The sequence below is a fragment of the Pseudomonas sp. URMO17WK12:I6 genome (assembly GCF_003253625.1).
Taxonomy (GTDB): domain Bacteria; phylum Pseudomonadota; class Gammaproteobacteria; order Pseudomonadales; family Pseudomonadaceae; genus Aquipseudomonas.
This window is the reverse complement of sequence record NZ_QKYZ01000032.1, coordinates 1-16920: the sequence shown is the minus strand read 5'-3', so window position 1 is coordinate 16920 and position 16920 is coordinate 1. Positions and strand designations below refer to the sequence as shown.

10 protein-coding genes are annotated in these 16920 nt (G+C 60.0%); 7 read left to right on the top strand and 3 right to left on the bottom strand.

The annotated features are described in order from the left end of the window. Window positions 1-3894 (top strand): S-layer family protein (locus F475_RS30030; protein ID WP_111455439.1); only part of this gene is annotated, 3894 nt, incomplete at its 5' end. A 147-nt stretch (window positions 3895-4041) separates the two neighbouring features. Further along, the gene (locus F475_RS30025) at window positions 4042-4380 is read left to right on the top strand and encodes a hypothetical protein (protein ID WP_018930300.1); all 339 of its coding nucleotides are present in this window, start codon (window positions 4042-4044) and stop codon (window positions 4378-4380) included. A 48-nt stretch (window positions 4381-4428) separates the two neighbouring features. Here F475_RS30025 and lapD read toward each other — a convergent pair whose 3' ends face one another. Together lapD and lapG are read right to left on the bottom strand one after the other, a co-directional pair. Beyond that, the gene (gene lapD, locus F475_RS30020) at window positions 4429-6375 is read right to left on the bottom strand and encodes a cyclic di-GMP receptor LapD (RefSeq protein ID WP_111455438.1); all 1947 of its coding nucleotides are present in this window, start codon (window positions 6373-6375) and stop codon (window positions 4429-4431) included. Between the two features lie 14 nt (window positions 6376-6389). After that, window positions 6390-7082 (bottom strand): cysteine protease LapG, encoded by a 693-nt coding sequence (gene lapG / locus F475_RS30015; RefSeq protein ID WP_018930302.1) that lies wholly within the window; start codon window positions 7080-7082, stop codon window positions 6390-6392. A 266-nt stretch (window positions 7083-7348) separates the two neighbouring features. On the opposite strand from lapG, the gene F475_RS30010 reads away from it, so the two are divergent. The 5 genes from F475_RS30010 to F475_RS29990 all read left to right on the top strand — a co-directional run bounded on the left by F475_RS30010 (window position 7349) and on the right by F475_RS29990 (window position 14434). Beyond that, complete coding sequence (locus tag F475_RS30010; RefSeq protein WP_018930303.1) at window positions 7349-8059, top strand: GntR family transcriptional regulator; 711 nt, start codon at window positions 7349-7351, stop codon at window positions 8057-8059. Window positions 8060-8803: 744 nt separating this feature from the next. Beyond that, on the top strand, window positions 8804-9580 hold the full coding sequence (locus F475_RS30005; RefSeq protein ID WP_019582916.1) for a DUF3050 domain-containing protein: 777 nt from the start codon (window positions 8804-8806) through the stop codon (window positions 9578-9580). Then, window positions 9577-10506: a diiron oxygenase gene (locus F475_RS30000; protein WP_018930305.1), complete on the top strand. Its 930-nt coding sequence runs from the start codon at window positions 9577-9579 to the stop codon at window positions 10504-10506. Before F475_RS30005 ends, F475_RS30000 begins: the two co-directional genes overlap by 4 nt. A gap of 13 nt (window positions 10507-10519) precedes the next feature. After that, window positions 10520-13936 (top strand): non-ribosomal peptide synthetase, encoded by a 3417-nt coding sequence (locus tag F475_RS29995; protein WP_111455437.1) that lies wholly within the window; start codon window positions 10520-10522, stop codon window positions 13934-13936. A 30-nt stretch (window positions 13937-13966) separates the two neighbouring features. Further along, complete coding sequence (locus tag F475_RS29990; RefSeq protein WP_086944205.1) at window positions 13967-14434, top strand: SRPBCC family protein; 468 nt, start codon at window positions 13967-13969, stop codon at window positions 14432-14434. Between the two features lie 121 nt (window positions 14435-14555). Here F475_RS29990 and F475_RS29985 read toward each other — a convergent pair whose 3' ends face one another. Beyond that, window positions 14556-16436: a methyl-accepting chemotaxis protein gene (locus F475_RS29985; protein WP_018930308.1), complete on the bottom strand. Its 1881-nt coding sequence runs from the start codon at window positions 16434-16436 to the stop codon at window positions 14556-14558. Window positions 16437-16920 lie beyond the last annotated feature (484 nt).

The window sequence follows — 16920 nt, the reverse complement described above, 5'->3', positions numbered from 1 at the left end:
GCCGTGATCACCATCGACGCCGGTAAAACCACCGGCACCGTGACCGTCCCGGCTCCATCCGATGACGTTTACAAAGATGCCGGTACGGTCCAGGCCACCATTTCTACCGCCACCGGTGGCAGTTTCGAAAACCTGGTGCCGAACACTGCCCCGGCGGTCACCACCGTCACCGATACCATCGACAAAACCGAAGTCAGCATCAGCGGCAGTACCTCGGTGACCGAAGGCCAGACCGCCAGTTACACCGTCAACCTGACCCACCCGGCGCAGACCGAAGTGACCCTGAAAATCGTCTACAGCGGTACCGCCGCCGACGGTTCGGACTTCACCGGCGTGTACACCGTGAAGATCCCGGCCGGCGCCAGCAGCGCGAGCTTCAACGTCGCGACGCTGGACGACAAGCTCACCGAGGGTACCGAGAACTTCGTGGTCAAGATCGACTCGGCCACCGGCGGCAACTTCGAAAACCTCGCGGTCAGCAGCACCAACGGCAGCGTCAGCACCTCGATCATCGACAACGATGCCGCGCCGGTTCTCGACCTGGACGCCAACAACTCCAGCGGCGCCACCGGGGCCAACTACAACGTGACCTTCACCGAAGGCACCACCGGCCAGGGCGTCTCGATCGGCGACACCGACCTGAGCATCACCGACCCGGACAGCACGATGCTGACCGGCGCCACCATCGTGCTGACCAACCGTCAGCCGGGCGATGCGCTGAACCTCGGCAACAGTGTCAATGGCATCAGCATCAACGCCAACAGCCAGGACGGTACGGTCACCCTGACCCTGTCGGGCAACGCGACGCTGGCCGACTACATGCAGCAGATCAAAAACATCAGCTTCACCAACAGCAGTGAGGATCCGAGCACCGTGCCGCGGATCATCACCGTGACGGTGACCGATGGCAGCAATTACTCCAACACCGCGACCACCACCGTCAACGTGGTGGCCGTGAACGACGCGCCGACCGCCGCGCCGGTTAACGTCACCGGTACCGAAGACACCCCGCTGATCCTCGGCTGGTCGACCTTCGGCGTCAGCGATGTCGACAGTCCGGCCGCCAACCTGGGGGTGAAAATCACTCAGCTGCCGGGCGAAGGCAAATTGCAGTACCTGGACGGTGCGACCTGGAAAGACGTAACGACCAACCAGACCATCAGCAAGGCCGACATCGACGCCGGCAAGTTGCGCTTCACGCCGGATGCCAATGAATCGGGCGTTGACGGCTATGGTGGCAGCGGTGCGGGCAATAACCAGGCGGACTACGCGCAGATCAAGTTCCAGCCAACCGACGGTCAACTGTTGGGCAACACCGGCACGGTGAAAATCGACATCACGCCGGTTGCCGACGCGCCATCCCTGAGCGTCGCGGACAACAGCGTCAAGTCCACCGGACTGATCAAGGAAGTCTGGACCGGCCTGTCGGGCCTGGGCACCGATGGTAGTGGCGCGCCGTCCGGCACGCTGAAATCGGTCATCGACGCCGCAGGCACGCCGAACTCCACCGGCACCGTGACCAACGTTCAGTCCGACGGCGGCGTCACCGCCGGCACGGCCTCGAAAACCTCCGGCCTGATCTACCTCGAAGCCGGCAAGACGTACACCTTCAGCGGTACCGGCGATGACAGCCTGTTGGTGACCATCGGTGGCCAGAACGTGGCCGCGACGACTTGGGGTGCAGGCGGCAAGCTGAATGGTTCGTTCACCCCGACCACCAGCGGTTACTACACCCTGGACATCTACCACCACAACCAGAGTGGCCCCGGCAGCTATGACGTCAACCTGTCGGTCAACGGCGGTACAGCGGTCGACCTGAGCAGCGCCGGCGTGCCGCTGTACACCGGCGTGGCGGATCTGGCCGCCTCTGGCGTGACGGTTTCCGACCTGCACGGCACCAATGGCGAAGGCTACTACAACGGCTACAAACTCAACGAAGGCGCCGAAGGCACCAGCGTTCACCTGTCCGCGATCAAGACCGCACTGACCGACACCGACGGCTCTGAAAGCCTGAGCGTGAAGATCAGCGGTATGCCGGCGGGCTCTGTGCTCAGCGATGGCGCGGGCCACACCTTCACCACCACCAACGGCGAAGCCAACGTTACCGGCTGGAATCTCGGCAGCCTGACCGTCACCCCGCCGCCGTACTACAACGGCCAGTTCACCCTGACCGTGACCTCGACATCCACCGAAGCACTCGGTGGTTCCGCACTGAGCACCGCGCAGATTCCGGTCACGGTATACCCGGCGGTCTACAACGCCGTGACCGCCACGGCGGCCGACGACACGATCACCGGCACCGACGGCAACGACATCATGATCGCCGACATCGGCGGGCTGACCGTGGTGCCAGGCACCAATTACAACATCGCGTTCATGGTCGACAGCTCGGGCAGCATGAGCAGCACGTCGATCAATGCCGCCAAGGATTCGTTGACGGCGGTGTTCAATACCCTCAAGCAAAGCCTGGGCGGCAACTCCGGGACCGTGAATATCTTCCTGGTGGACTTCGACACCCAGGTCAACAAATCAGTGTCGGTGAACCTGAACGACCCGAACGCGCTGACCTTGCTCAAATCCGTTCTGGATTCGATGTCGTCGGGCGGCGGCACCAACTACGAGGACGTGTTCAAAACCACGGCCAATTGGTTCCAGAGTGCTGACGCCATTGCCAACACCGGTGCGAAGAACCTCACGTACTTCATCACCGATGGCAAGCCGACCTACTACCAGAGCGGCGAGCAGACCAACCCGACCTTGTACGGCAACGTGAAGCTCGATGATGTCATCACCACCACCAACTACAAGTTGGGGCAGACCTATTCCAACTATCTGGACAGCACTCACTACCTGAGCATCGACAGCGCCGGCAACGTCACGCTGCAGACTCTGAAAAACTCTGGCCGCTGGAGCAGTTCCGAACTGGGCACCCTGCATGCCGAGGGTAACGGTACGTACGAATTGTCCTATCGCGATGGCACCGGCAGCAGCACCGATTCCACTACCATCGACAACTCCAGCAGCAGCTTCACGTTGCTGAGCAACGTGTCGACGGTGGAGGCCATCGGCCTGAACAAGGACGTCACCCTCACCGACCTCAAGCCGTACGATTCGGATCAAACGCCACAAACCAACATCGACCCCAAGGACCTGGCCAACTCGATCATCGGCCATACCGAAGCGACAATGCCGGGTGCCGACACGGTCAGCGGCGGTGACGGCAACGACCTCCTGTTCGGCGATCTGGTGAGCTTCAATGGCATTGCCGGCGAGGGTTATCAGGCGATGCAGGCGTTCGTCGCCCAGCAAACCGGCGTCGACGTCAGCAAAGTCACCACCAGCAACGTGCACCAGTACATCACCGAGCACTACACCGCGTTCGACGTGTCTGGCGCTCACGATGGTAACGACACGCTGCTGGGTGGCGCGGGCAACGACATTCTCTTCGGCCAGGGCGGCAACGACCTCCTCGACGGTGGCAAGGGCAATGACATCCTGCTCGGCGGCACCGGCAATGACTCGCTGATCGGCGGCCAAGGCAACGACATCCTGATTGGCGGCTCAGGTGCCGACACCTTCATCTGGAAGGCTGGCGACACCGGCAGCGACGTGATCAAGGACTTCAAGGCCAGCGAAGGCGACCGCATCGACCTGCGTGATTTGTTGCAGGGTGAAAGCGGCAGCACGATTGACCACTTCCTGAAGATCACCACCGTGGACGGCGTGTCGTCCCTGCAAGTCAGCTCCGCCGGCAAGTTCAACGGCGCCGATGCCGCAGCGACCACCCCGGACGTGACGATCAAACTGGAAGGTAACAATTGGTCCAGCGCCAGCATCAACTCGCTGATTGCCGGTAGTGACCCGACCATCAAGATCGATCACAACAACAGCTGATACGCAGGCTGACGGCCGCCCCAACCGGGCGGCCGTCATGTATGCCCACACCTCACGGGTGACGATTTCGTCGTCGCACCGCATACTCGCCTGCGTTGGCCTATGCTGCTGACAGCACGACGCTGGTCCATTTCCGAGGGATGCTTAATGTTTTACGTGCAACGCGATGCGCAAGGTCAGTTAGTGCGCGTGGAAGCCACGGCCTACGCCGAGGCCACGGAAACGCTGCCGGCCGACCACCATGAAATCCAGGCCTGGTTTGCCCACGAAGTGGTGGAAACCAGCCTCAAGCAGCTCAAGCAGAGCGACCTGGAGATGATTCGGGTACTCGACGACTTGATTCAGGTGCTGACCCAAAAAGGCGTGATCCGCGTCACCGACCTGCCGCCGGCTGCGCAAGCCAAGCTCATGGACCGGACCCAGGCACGTGAGGCGTTGGGCGGGTTGAGCCAGTTGATCGATGATGATGAGACGGGGTTGATTTAACCCCTGACGCCGATCATTCCCACGCTCTGCGTGGGAATGATGAGCGGGCTACTGCCAAGGCTTCGGCTCACCAAACAACTGCCCCTGAACCCCGTACAACCCCATCTCGCGAATCACCGACAACTCCCCTTCGGTCTCGACCCGCTCGGCAATCAACGGCAAATCGATGCTGTGCGCCGCTCGCTGAATCGCCTCGATGAACAGACGCTTGTCGCTCTCCTGATCAATCGCGCGGATGTAACTGCCGTCGATCTTCAGATACGCCAGCCCCAGCCGCGCCAGGTTGCCGATCATGCTGAAGCGCCCACCAAAACGCTGCAGACTCAGCGAGAACCCAAGCTCACGCAAACGCCGCGTCAGCTGCTCCAGTACCGCCTGCTCGGGCAGTTGCTCTTCGCCGATTTCCAGGGTCAGTCGTTCGCCAAGATTCGAATGCTGACGCAGGATATCGAACACTGCGTTCAGCGCCTGCGGGTCCGCCAGTGTCGCCGAAGACAGGTTCAGCGCCAGCGACTCCTCATGGTCGACCATCTGCTCGAGCACCAACTCCAGCATCAAACGGTCCAGTCGCGCGGTCCAGCCGAAACGCTCAAGCCATGGCAAGAAACGCCCGGCGGGAATGGTCTGGTCCTGCTCGTCGAGCAGGCGCGACAGCACTTTGTAATGCAGCACCAACTCTGTGTCGTGGCTGGCCACCACCGGCTGGAAATACAGCTCGAAACGCTGCTGGTTCAGCGCCTGATCCAGCAGGGTGTGCCAGGCGTGGTGATCGTCGCCAACCCGCGCCGGCGCGCCCTGATCGAGGCATGCCCAGCTCGGTTCACCCTGGCTTTCTGCCTGGGCCAGTGCCTGATCCGCCAAGCCGATCACCGCTTGCGGCGAGTCGCCATGGGCAAACGGCGCCAACCCGATTGAAGCCACCGAAGCCACGTCCGTGGCGCCCGTCGCATGCAGGCTCCCCAAGGCACTTTCGAGATTACTCGCCAGTTGCAGCGCTTCTTCACGCACCAGCCCCGGTGCCAGCACGGCGAATTCCCCGCCACGAATACGCGTCACGAGGTTCTGGGTTTCCGGGTACTTGGCACACTCGCGGGACAACTGCTCGCCGACCGCTTTCAACAATTCATCGGTACGCTGACCGCCCAGCCGCTGGTTCAAACCGGCCAGATCCTTCACCCGCAACAGCAGCAAATAACCGGAGCTGGCCTGCTCCGAGTTGTTCAAACGCGCGTTCAATTGCATTTCGAAATAGCGCCGGTTGGCCAGGCCGGTCAGGTTGTCCTGATAGGACTCGGCCCGCAGCTTTTCACTGCGTTCGGCCTGCTCCTGGAACAGCGCCTTGAGCTTCTCGACCATCTGGTTCATGGCCTGCACCACCCGGCGCAGTTCCGGGGTGCGCGGCAGTTCTGGCAGGCTTAAGAATTCCCGGCGAGCAATGGCATGGGATTGCTTGACCATGTAGTCCAGCGGCTTCAGTTGCCGACGTAGCAACAACGCGCCCAGCACCGCACTCACCGCGCCGCAGAGCAGCAACCAGCCGAGGCTGCCCAACGCGCTCTGCCACAGCTTGGCCAACGCGAACATCGGATGGCTGACCACCTCGACCCGCGCGGCCTGCTCCCAGCCACGGCTGACAATCGCATCGCCACCGGCCGGTTCCAGGCCGATCAGTTTGACGAACCAGTCGGGCACGTTGGTGACCGCGGGGATGCCGCTGCGCTCGACAATCGTCTTGTCGTTGGTCAGATCGACCACGCGGATACTCGCGTAGTAACCGCTGTCGAAGATTGAGCTGACCAGCAACTCGACCATCGCCGGGTCGTCGATGTTCGGCGTCAGGGACAGCGCCAATGCCGTCGCGGCGTCCTGGGCGTGAGAACGCAACTGGTTGACGTACTGGGTGCGAGAGCTTTCCAGACTGACCATGAAGCTGCCGGTGAAGGCGACCACCAGGAACAGACAAATAGCGATCAACAGCTGTTTGAACAAAGACATCTGAGCGCGTGCTCCTAGTTAATCGTCTCGACCGGGAAACCTTCGGCCTGCATTTTCTTCAACACGTCCTGCCAGCGAGACAGGCGTTTGGTGTCTCCGACCTTCTTGTTGCCCTTGGCACCCGGCAGCCACAACCCTTCGGCATTGAAAGAGTAGACCGGCAGCAAATCGGTTCGCTGGTTGGCGGGCTTGATTGCATCGATCAGGCTGTCGAGCACCAAAGGCATGGCCTCGGGGCTCGCGTAGTAGGTCAGCACCATGTGCGCGCGGTTCAGGCGCAAAGCCTTGACGTAGGTAATGCGCAGCTTGTCACTGGAGACACCAAGATGACGCAGACTGAAATACTTGGCGATAGCGTAGTCTTCGCAATCGCCGGCGCCCTTCCACAAGGCTTCGATGGGAGTTTCCCAATAATCGACCTCGTGCCACAGGTCGATGTCTTCTTCGTAGCGCATCTGCCTGTTGAAGAACTGGTTGACCACGTTGAGCTGCTCCAGCTCGCCGACTTGTTTTTGCGTGGCCAGCAACTGCTGCCAGGCATCAATGCGCTGCCGCCCTTCACCCAAAGGCCCGTACAATGCCTGCGCACGACGGCTGATCAGCGAAAAATCCCAGTCGGCATGCAGCCCGCCCAGCATGACGCCGGCCAGCAGCAGTGCGCAGCCTAGCCAGCGCAAAGTCCGAGGGATCGCGAAACGTACCGCCAATGCGAGGCATCCAGATCAGGCAGATGGAAATCTGGCTTGATGGTGAAGGTTAGTCTGCTAAAAGACAATGGCACGGTGAGATCACCGCCAACACGCTAAACTTTGCATTACGGGTGCAATAAAAAGATCGCAGCCTTCGGCAACTCCTGTGGCGAAGTCTGCAGGAGCTGCCGAAGACTGCGCCTTTTGACCGTTTGACAACCCGTCAGGCAGTCACTAGTGTCCATTTGGATCCAAATACTTCAGCCAATCAGGGTGCGTTTGTCGTGACACAGAAGCCCAACCCTCTCAGCAGCATCAAGGTCAACGGGCCGATTCCCGCTCATCTGGCACGCTCGGTGATCGAAGAAACCCTGCGCGCGGCCATTCTCGACGGTCGCATTCCTTGCGGCACCGCCCTGCGTCAGCAAGACCTCGCTGACCTGTTCGGCGTTAGCCGCATGCCGGTGCGCGAAGCCTTGCGCCAGCTTGAAGCGCAAGCGCTGCTCAACGTGATCGCCCATAAAGGCGCGGTGGTCGCACCGTTGGTTCAGGGCGATGCGGCAGAGACGTATGAGTTGCGGATCCTGCTGGAGTCCGAAGCCTTGCGTCGGTCGATCCCCCTGCTTGAAGACGCCGATTTCAAACAGGCTGCACACTACATCGACGAGTTGGAAACGGAACACGACTACACCGAGATCGGCCGGCTCAATCGCCTGTTCCACATGGCGCTTTACAACAAAGCCCCCAACCAGCGGCTGCTGAAGCTGGTCGAAGACGGGTTGAACGAAGAGGAACGCTTCCTGCGATTCAACCTGGAAGCCATGGGCCTGGGCAAACTGTCCCAGGAGGATCACCGAGCGCTGTTGCGGGCCGCCGAGGACCGGGATATCGAGCACTCGGTGATGTTGCTCGAAAACCACCTCAACCGGGGTGTCGAAGTCATTACGCACTACCTCGCAAGCCCTGAGGCGCAGCGCAGGAAAACCTCGAAGTAAACCGCGGTGACAACCCCGAGCGAGCCATTGAACGGCTCGCCGCGATTTCTGGTTGATCCGCCCCTGGACTGCTCGACGAACAAATCTGCTTACAAATCCCCCTTTCGCCCACACCGCGCCGGTGTGCAGCGACTTCATGCCCACTCCCAAAGCCCTGTCACCCACGAGCCCGATAATTGCACCTATCAGATCATGCAGGGGTGATAGCGAGCGCCGTGAATTACGCTCACTCTTGAGCTGCCAACGAATAATGACGGGCGACGCACCGCACCCCGGAGCAGTCACCCGCACCACAAGAACCAACGGAAGGAGTCTTGTCACGGGAAAGGAAGAACCGGCGTCGCTCCCAGCCAACTTCCACCCCCTCAGATCACATCAATGACCCAAGTAGAAAGTTGCTTCGAGTGAGGCATTCACTCTTTATTTGAATTTTGGCTTATATACGCCGAAAGGAGCAACTACGCCCAAATAAAACTTTATATAAAAGTCTTATTGGAACTTGTCGCACTCGAAAAAGTTAAACTTTCAATTAATTAAAAAAACACTTGCCCGACACTTTATTCATGCATTAGTTTTTCTCCGCCGCCCACAAACACCGGGGCCAAGCACTACTCAGCGATTGCATAACCCTAATAAGCATCAATTCAATTGAGGCACCCGCTCGCCAATAGAAAACTTCAAGCAACCGTTACTTATTGATCAACACCCCCTCAACGGTATTCCAGATCACTTATAGGCTCGCTCATGAAACCGACTAAAGATCGTCTTAATCAGAAGAAAGCAGAACTTAGTGCGCACCCGATCTTTTCTGAAATACATTCGTTATCGGTGCTTCAACGCTTCATGGAAACCCACGTGTTCGCAGTGTGGGATTTCATGTCGCTGACCAAACGCCTGCAACAGGAACTGACCTGCGTTCAGCTGCCCTGGCTACCGCCACGAGATCCGCAGGCCGCGCGTCTGATCAACGAGATCGTGCTCGGTGAAGAGTCCGATGATCGTCCCGCCCAAGGTCACTACAGCCATTTCGAGTTGTACCTGGATGCGATGCGCGAAGTCGGTGCAAGCACGGTCGCCGTCGAACGCTTCGTGGCGTTGCAAAAAGAAGGCGTGAGCTACGACGTGGCCTTGCAAAGCGTGGACGTCGACCCGGCGGCCGCACAGTTCGTACGCCACACCTTGCACACCGCGTTGCATGCGCCGGGGCATAGTGTGGCGGCGGCGTTTCTGCACGGCCGCGAGAGTGTCATCCCGCAGATGTTCCAGCGGATTCTCGACGACTGGGGCATTGGCATCGAACAAGCGCCGACCTTCCGTTACTACCTGGAACGGCACATCGAAGTCGACTCCGAAGACCACGGCCCGGCGGCGGAAAAACTCCTCGCACGCCTGGTCAATGGCGATCCGCAGCGCGAAGAAGACGTATACGCCAGCGCCATCGCCGCCGTGGAAAGTCGCATCGCGCTGTGGGACGGCTTGCGCCTGAGCATGAGCGAACCGGTTGCCGAGGTGAACGCATGAACGCCGCCGACTACCAATCCTTCGCCGACGCCTGGGAAAGCCGCGCAACCATTCGCACCCGCCCCCGGCGTGTGCTGGAGAACGACGACAAGCTGATCTATCCGCTGAGCCGCCAGCCGCTGGTGCTGAGCGAAACCTTCCTGCGCGAATGCCCGGAACAACGGGATTTCGCCCTGGTACAGACGCTCTACAAGTTCATCAATGACGTGGTGATTTTCGAAACCGAGATCGTCGACAAGACCGCCCGCAGCATCGCTAAAAACCGCTTCAGCGTGGCGTTCCCGTTCGCCTGTCGCTACGACGCCATGACCGTGGTGGTGGACGAGGATTACCACGCCCTGGTGGCCATGGACTTCATGCAGCAGACCGTCGCCATGACCGGCATCACCCCCATCGAACTGCCGGATGAAATCGAACTGAGCCGTGCCATCCCGGCGGCCGTGGCCCTCGCACCGGAGCACCTGCGCAGTGCCGTGGAACTGATCTGCGTGGCCATCGCCGAGAACACCGTGACCGGCGATGTGGCGGCGTTCGCCAAGGACGACACGGTCAAGCAATCGATCAAAGGCCTGATGGCCGACCACTTGCTGGACGAGGGCCGTCATTCCGGGTTCTGGTCGCGGTTGGTGCGCATCTACTGGCACACCGCAAGCGAAGACGATCGCCAGTGCATCGCGCACATCCTGCCGGTGTTCATCGGCCATTACCTGACCAACGACATCCAGAAGTCCTTCGACTTCCGCCTGATCGACGCCTTGCAGATCAGCGACGCAGCACGTCAGGCCCTCAAGAGCGAAATGTCGGGGCTGGCCTTCCCGATCAATCGCCATCACCCGCTGGTCGCCAACATCGTGCGGTTTTTCCGCAGCAGTTCGCTGCTCGATTCACCGTGCGTGCAAAGCGCCCTGAGCGACTACCTGGTTTAACGAGGAGAACATCATGAGACGTCTCGATATTTTGCTCATCGGGCAAAGCCAGGCCCTGACCGAACTGGCGCTGGAGCTCGAACAACACGGTCATTCACTGGCGCGACTTGCGAATGTGGAAGAACCACCGCCAGGCCTATTTGATTTGCTGATCGACGATGCGAGCCTGCCATTTCGGGACTTCGGCAATGCGCCGCACCTGATGCTGCAAGTGGGTGTCGGGGTGCCGGGAGCTAGCGGGCTGCCACCGCTGGACCTGCTGTGCACGTACAACTCGACACCGCTGAGTCGCGTGCCGGTCGCCGAAGAGTTGTCCGGCAACGGCCAGGCATTGCGCCTGCGGGCAGTGGCCGAGCTGGTCGATCATGTGGCGCTGCTGGTCAGCCGCTTCTCCCGGGATGCCGACTATTTCCTGCAGGCCGAGCCGACGATTTCCGCGCACTTCGAACAGGTGGAAAACCTGCTGTTTTTAGAGCACCTGGCCTTCGTCCACCGTCTCAACAGCACGGCAGAACCACGACTGCTGCAACTTGGGCAGATCCCGATGATCGAGCGGCTTGAACAGCGCTTTATTCAGTCTGCCGAGCGTGCGTCGCTGAATATCGCCGGCACGTCGCTGAGCTATCGAGAACTGCACGCCCACAGCCGCGCCATCCAACAGCGATTGCAACCGTTGCTCGATCAGCATCAAGGGCCTCTGGTGGTCGGAGTCTGCCTGCCAAAATGCAGTGCGTTGTATGCGGGGATTCTGGCGATCCTCGGCAGCGGCGCGGTGTACCTGCCGCTGGAGCCGAGCCACCCGCTGCAACGTCAGCAGTACATTCTGGAAAACGCTGGAGCGGTGTTGTTGCTGCATGACGGAGAGCATCCACTCAGCGAGACGATGCCGGGGCTGGACATCAGCCGTATCGACAGCGGCGATGTGAACCTCGATCAACCCTTGATGCGCCAACGCCCCGATCTCGACGCGCCATGCATGGCGCTCTACACCTCGGGCACCACAGGTCACCCCAAAGGCGTGCTGCTCAGCCAGGCCAACCTCGCGCACTTCACCGCGTGGTACGCCGACTACGTGCAGCTGACCGAACAGAGCCGGGCGTTGCAGTTTTCATCGTTGAGTTTCGACTCGTCATTGATCGATATCTTCCCGACCCTGCTGCAGGGTGCAGAGCTGATCGTGCCCAACGAGGACCAACGTCGCGACCCGCTGCAACTGGTCGAGCTGATCCGCCACCAACAACTCAGCCATGCCTTTTTGCCGCCAGCCTTGCTGAGCATCCTGCCGCTGGATCAGTTGCAGGTCCTCGATCATGTGATGACCGGCGGCGATGTCTGCGAACCCTACGTAGTCCAGCAACTGACCCGCCAAGGCAATCTCTACAACCTCTATGGCCCGACCGAAGCCACGGTGCTGATCACCGCGCGGCAACTGCGTACCGGCGACAGCAACCGGACCCTCGGTGCACCGATTGCCAACAGTCAGGTGCTGATCCTTGATGAGGATTTGCAACCGGTGACCGAGCAAACCGTCGGTGAGTTGTACATCGTCGGCCCAGGGGTGTGCCTGGGTTACCTGAACAATCCGCAGCAGACTGCCGAACGCTATCTGAACCTGCACCTGCCGAACGGCCAAAGCCTGCGCGCCTACCGCTCCGGCGACATGGCCAAGTGGACCGCCGACGGTATCGAGCTGTGCGGACGGCGAGACAATCAGGTGAAGATTCGCGGCTTTCGGGTCGAGCCGGAAGAGATCGAACGCTGCCTGCGCGACAGCCAGCTATACCGTCAGGTGGCGGTGGTCATCGATTGTCATCGACGGATTCTGGCCTTTCTCGCGCAACCCCAGGAAGCGCAACCCGGTGCCGCTCGCGAAGCCTTGAAAGCCCATGCCATGCAATTTTTGCCGGACTACATGCAGCCGATCGCCTGGACAGAACTGGCAAGCATGCCGTTCGCCAGCAACGGCAAGGTCGACCGCAAAGCACTGCTGGAATTGCCCGTCAACGTGACCGAAAACAGCCCACGGTGTTTGCCCGCCAGCGCCGATGAAGCGCTGTTGTTGGAAATCTGGGCTGAGCTGCTGGAGCTGCCCGCCAGCGACATTTCCACCGACGAAAGCTTCTTCAACCTCGGTGGGCACTCGATCCTGCTGTCGCGCATGCTCCTGCGTTTGCGTGAGGAGTTCGGCCGCAGTATCTCGATTAACCGCTTCATCGAACTGCCGACGATTGCGAAGCTGGCGACGTTGGTGCGCGGCTCCGGGACCGAGGAAGTGTTGAGTGAAAAAGCCCTGGCCGACGCCTTCCGTGAACTGGACATCGAGCCGCTGCCGATCAGCCGAATGGGCGATGTGCACAAGGTGATCGTCACCGGGGCCAACAGCTTTGTCGGTGTGCATATCGTCGAAGCGCTGCTGGCCTGGGGCGCCAGCGAAGTGGCGTGCCTGGTGCGCGATGGCGGTGGGCAATCGGCGGCGCAACGCTTTGCGGATGCGTTGCGGGAAAACCGCCTGGAGCATCTGGACCTGAGCCGGGTGCAGGTTTACGCGGCAGACATCACTCGCCCGCAACTGGGGCTCAGCGAAGCGGTTTACGAACGGCTGGATCGAGAGTTCGGCGCACTGGTGCACAACGCCGCCAACGTCAATCACGTCCTCGATTACGAGTCGTTGGCGCGGGATAACGTCGAACCGATTTTCGAGTGTCTGCGCCTGTGTGAAGGACGCAGCAAGAAGATCTTCAACTTCGTCTCGACGCTCTCGGCGTCCAGCACGATTTCCGACGATGGCCGGGTGCTGGAGTTGCCCGCCGCGCAGACACCGCCGATCTACATCAAGAACGGCTACAACCTGTCCAAATGGGTCGGCGAGCGGATCCTCGAAAGGGCGCGGGAACGTGGGGTTCGGGTCAATCTTTATCGCCCCGGCAATATCAGCTTCAACAGCCTCACCGGCGTCTGCCAGCCCCACAAGAATCGCCTGATGCTGATGCTCAAGGGCTCGATCCAGCTCGGTCAGGTACCGGAGTTCGCACTGAATTTCGACCTGATGCCGGTGGATTTTCTCGCCCGTTTCATCGCCTTCCATGCCAGCCGTTACCAGGCCGAAAAAGCGGTGTTCAACCTGCACAACCCCGAACCCCTGAGCTGGGACACCTACGTGGCTTCCTTTCGCGAAGCCGGTCGGGAGTTCTCGATGGTCAGCGTCGCCGACTGGCAGCAGCAATTGGGCCGGGTCGACAGTGATAACGCGCTGTTTGGCGTGCTGGGTTTCTACCTCAACGGCTTCGAGGAAGACATCGGCGACATCTCGATGATCGGCCACGACAACGCCCAGGCCGGTGTACGGCAGATGGGCGCGCACTACCCGGAAAAATCCCCGGCGCTGCTGCGACGCGGCTGCGACTACCTCAAAGAAATCAACTTCATCTGATTCACCCTAACCCCGCACGGAGCAAAAAACATGAATACTCTGCAACCCGATACCCTGATCAAAAACCCTCAAGGCTGCCACGTTGTGTCTTCGGTGGAAGTACCGGCCGACGCGGCGCGAGTCTGGACAGTGGTCGGCAATTTTGCCGGCTTCGACCGATTCATTCCGGCGCTGTCGCACATCGAGATGACCGGCGAAGGTGTGTCGTCGCTGCGCAAGAAGTTCTTTAAGGACGGCAACCTGGTGGTCGAGCAGCTCAACTCCCGCAACGACCAGGCGCTGAACATGACCTGGACCACGATCTACAACACCTTGGGCGTGGCCAATTTGTGGGCAGCGATGAGTGTGGAATCCCTGGGTACAGACAAGTCGCGGGCGACCTGGACGATCATTGCCGAGCCGGCCCAGGGCGGCGCCGAGGCCCTGCCAGGGTTCAAGCAGTTCGTTCAGGGGTTTGCCGATGATGCGATGGGGAATGTGGTGAAGCTGTTTGTGTAGCACTTCGGTTCAGCGGTGACTGATCTACCGCTATCGCAGGCAAGCCTCGCTTCTACAGGTTAGCTCTTGTAGGAGCGAGGCTTTCACGCGAAGAACGATAACGCGATCCTACTGACCTCAATCAGATCTTGAAGCTATCAACCAGTTGCTTCAAACGATTGGCCTGCTGGGACAGCGCATCACAATCCTTCAATGTTTCATTGAGGTTGGCCACGCTCTGCTGGTTCAGCAGGTTGATCTGGTTGACGTCGACGTTGAGGGTTTCGACCACGGCCGTCTGCTCTTCGGTCGCCGCGGCCACCGATTGGTTCATGCCGTCGATTTCGCCGATGCGCTGGGTCACGCTGACCAGTCGCAGGCCGGCCTGGTTCGCTACTTCGACGCTCTGCTCGCTGGACACCTGACTGGCGTTCATCGTAGTCACCGCCTCGCGAGAACCGATCTGCAGCGAGCTGATCATCTTGTGGATCTCTTCCGCCGACTCCTGGGTGCGATGAGCCAGGTTGCGCACCTCATCCGCCACTACCGCAAAACCACGACCGGCCTCACCGGCACGGGCCGCTTCGATGGCCGCGTTGAGCGCCAACAAATTGGTCTGCTGGGAGATGCCTTTGATCACATCCAGAATGTGGCCGATGTTGTCGGTGCTCGCGTTCAGGGTTTCGATCTGCGTGCAGGACAGGCTGATTTTCTGCGACAGCTCGGTCATGGCCTGGATGGTTTGTTCCACCACCTGACGGCCGTCATCGGCCTGCTCGCTCGCGCCGCTGGCGTGTTGCGAAGCATCAGCGGCATTGCGGGCGATTTCCTGGGTGGCGGCACCCAATTGGTTGATCGCCGCGGCCACGCTGTTGGTGCGGGCGCTTTGTTCGTCGGAGCCGATGATAGAAGCGTTGGACGATGCCATCACCCGTTGCGACAGATCATGAACCTGGCGGGTCGCCGAGGACACTTCGCAAATCGATGCGTGAATCCGCTCCACGAACTGGTTGAAGGAACCACCCAACTCGCCGAACTCGTCTTTGCTTTCTACGACCAGACGACGGGTCAGGTCGCCCTCGCCCTGAGCGATGTCCTGCATCGCACGGCCCATCGTGGTCAGCGGACGCATCAGCACGTTGATCAGCAAGCTCAGCAGCACGGCAATGGCCGTCACAGCGATGAACATCGCGATCAGCGCCGAGGTGCGGAACTGGCTCAGTGGTGCATAGGCCTTGGCCTTGTCGATCGATAGACCAACGTACCACTCGGCATTCGGCAAACCGCTCACCGGTGTGAACGAGAGGATGCGGTCCTGCTTGTTCAGTACGACTTCCTGGATGCCTTTCTCGATGCGAACACTGGAACCCGGATAGATGTCTTTCAGGTTCTTCATCACTTGGTCTTTGTCCGGACTGACGATCACCTGACCGTCGGCACTGACCAGGAATGCGTGACCGATACCACCGAAGTCCACCGAGTTGATGATTTTCACCAGGGTTTCCAGGCTCAGGTCACCGCCGACCACGCCCAGCAGTTCGCTGTTCTTTTTCACCGGTATGGCAACGGTCACCACCAGCCCGCCGACCGCCGCCATATAAGGCGGGGTCAGCATGGTCTTGTCGGCGACCACGGCTTGTTTGTACCAGGGGCGCTGACGCGGGTCGTAGCCGTCCGGCATCTTCGCGTCAGGGCGCTGGGTGAACATGCCATTGGCCTGCCCAACGTAGGTGAACTGGAAGTTCGAGGTGAGGGCCGGTTGATCGACCAGCCCTGGCAAGTCAGCATTGGCACCCTGATGGGCGACGTTCTGCGCGAGGTTTTCCAGGACCAGCACGCGGCCGCTCATCCAGTTCTGCACGCTGCTGGCAGTCAGGTCGCCTGCTTGCTCAACGGAGGACTCGATGTTTTGCCGAATGGTGTTTCGTTGCAGATAGTCGTTGTACAAAGTGAACAACGCAAACGCCAGCACCACGACGCCTGAAGCGGCCAGCAGGATTTTATGGCTGAACTTGAGATTCATTTCATGGGACTTCTTATGCCAAAAGTGGGGATGCGTTCCGGGTTGCAACATTCCATGTAACAGCGCAGACGGCATTCTGAAGCCGCTCTACTTTGGTGCACGCATGTCTCACCAGTCTTTCGGCACGAGCGGGAGAAAACTTAAGGATTTGTACAAAACTCGTCAGATAACCGCCGAACGGCGTGCTAGAAGGGACGGATTATTGGGCTTACCGCACGTCATGATCGCGGTGTTGGGTGTTTTGGCTGTGGTGTATCGATGAGGGGGGGTCTATATCTGATGCTACTGGCTCGAAGGAGTAGCGAGACACGCAGACCTGGATTTGACCCGCTTCAGACTTAGACTTCTATAAGCCCAGAAAGACAAAACCCCTGTCTGCATAAGCAGACAGGGGTTTCGGAATTTAATCTTGACGATGACCTACTCTCACATGGGGAAACCCCACACTACCATCGGCGATGCATCGTTTCACTTCTGAGTTCGG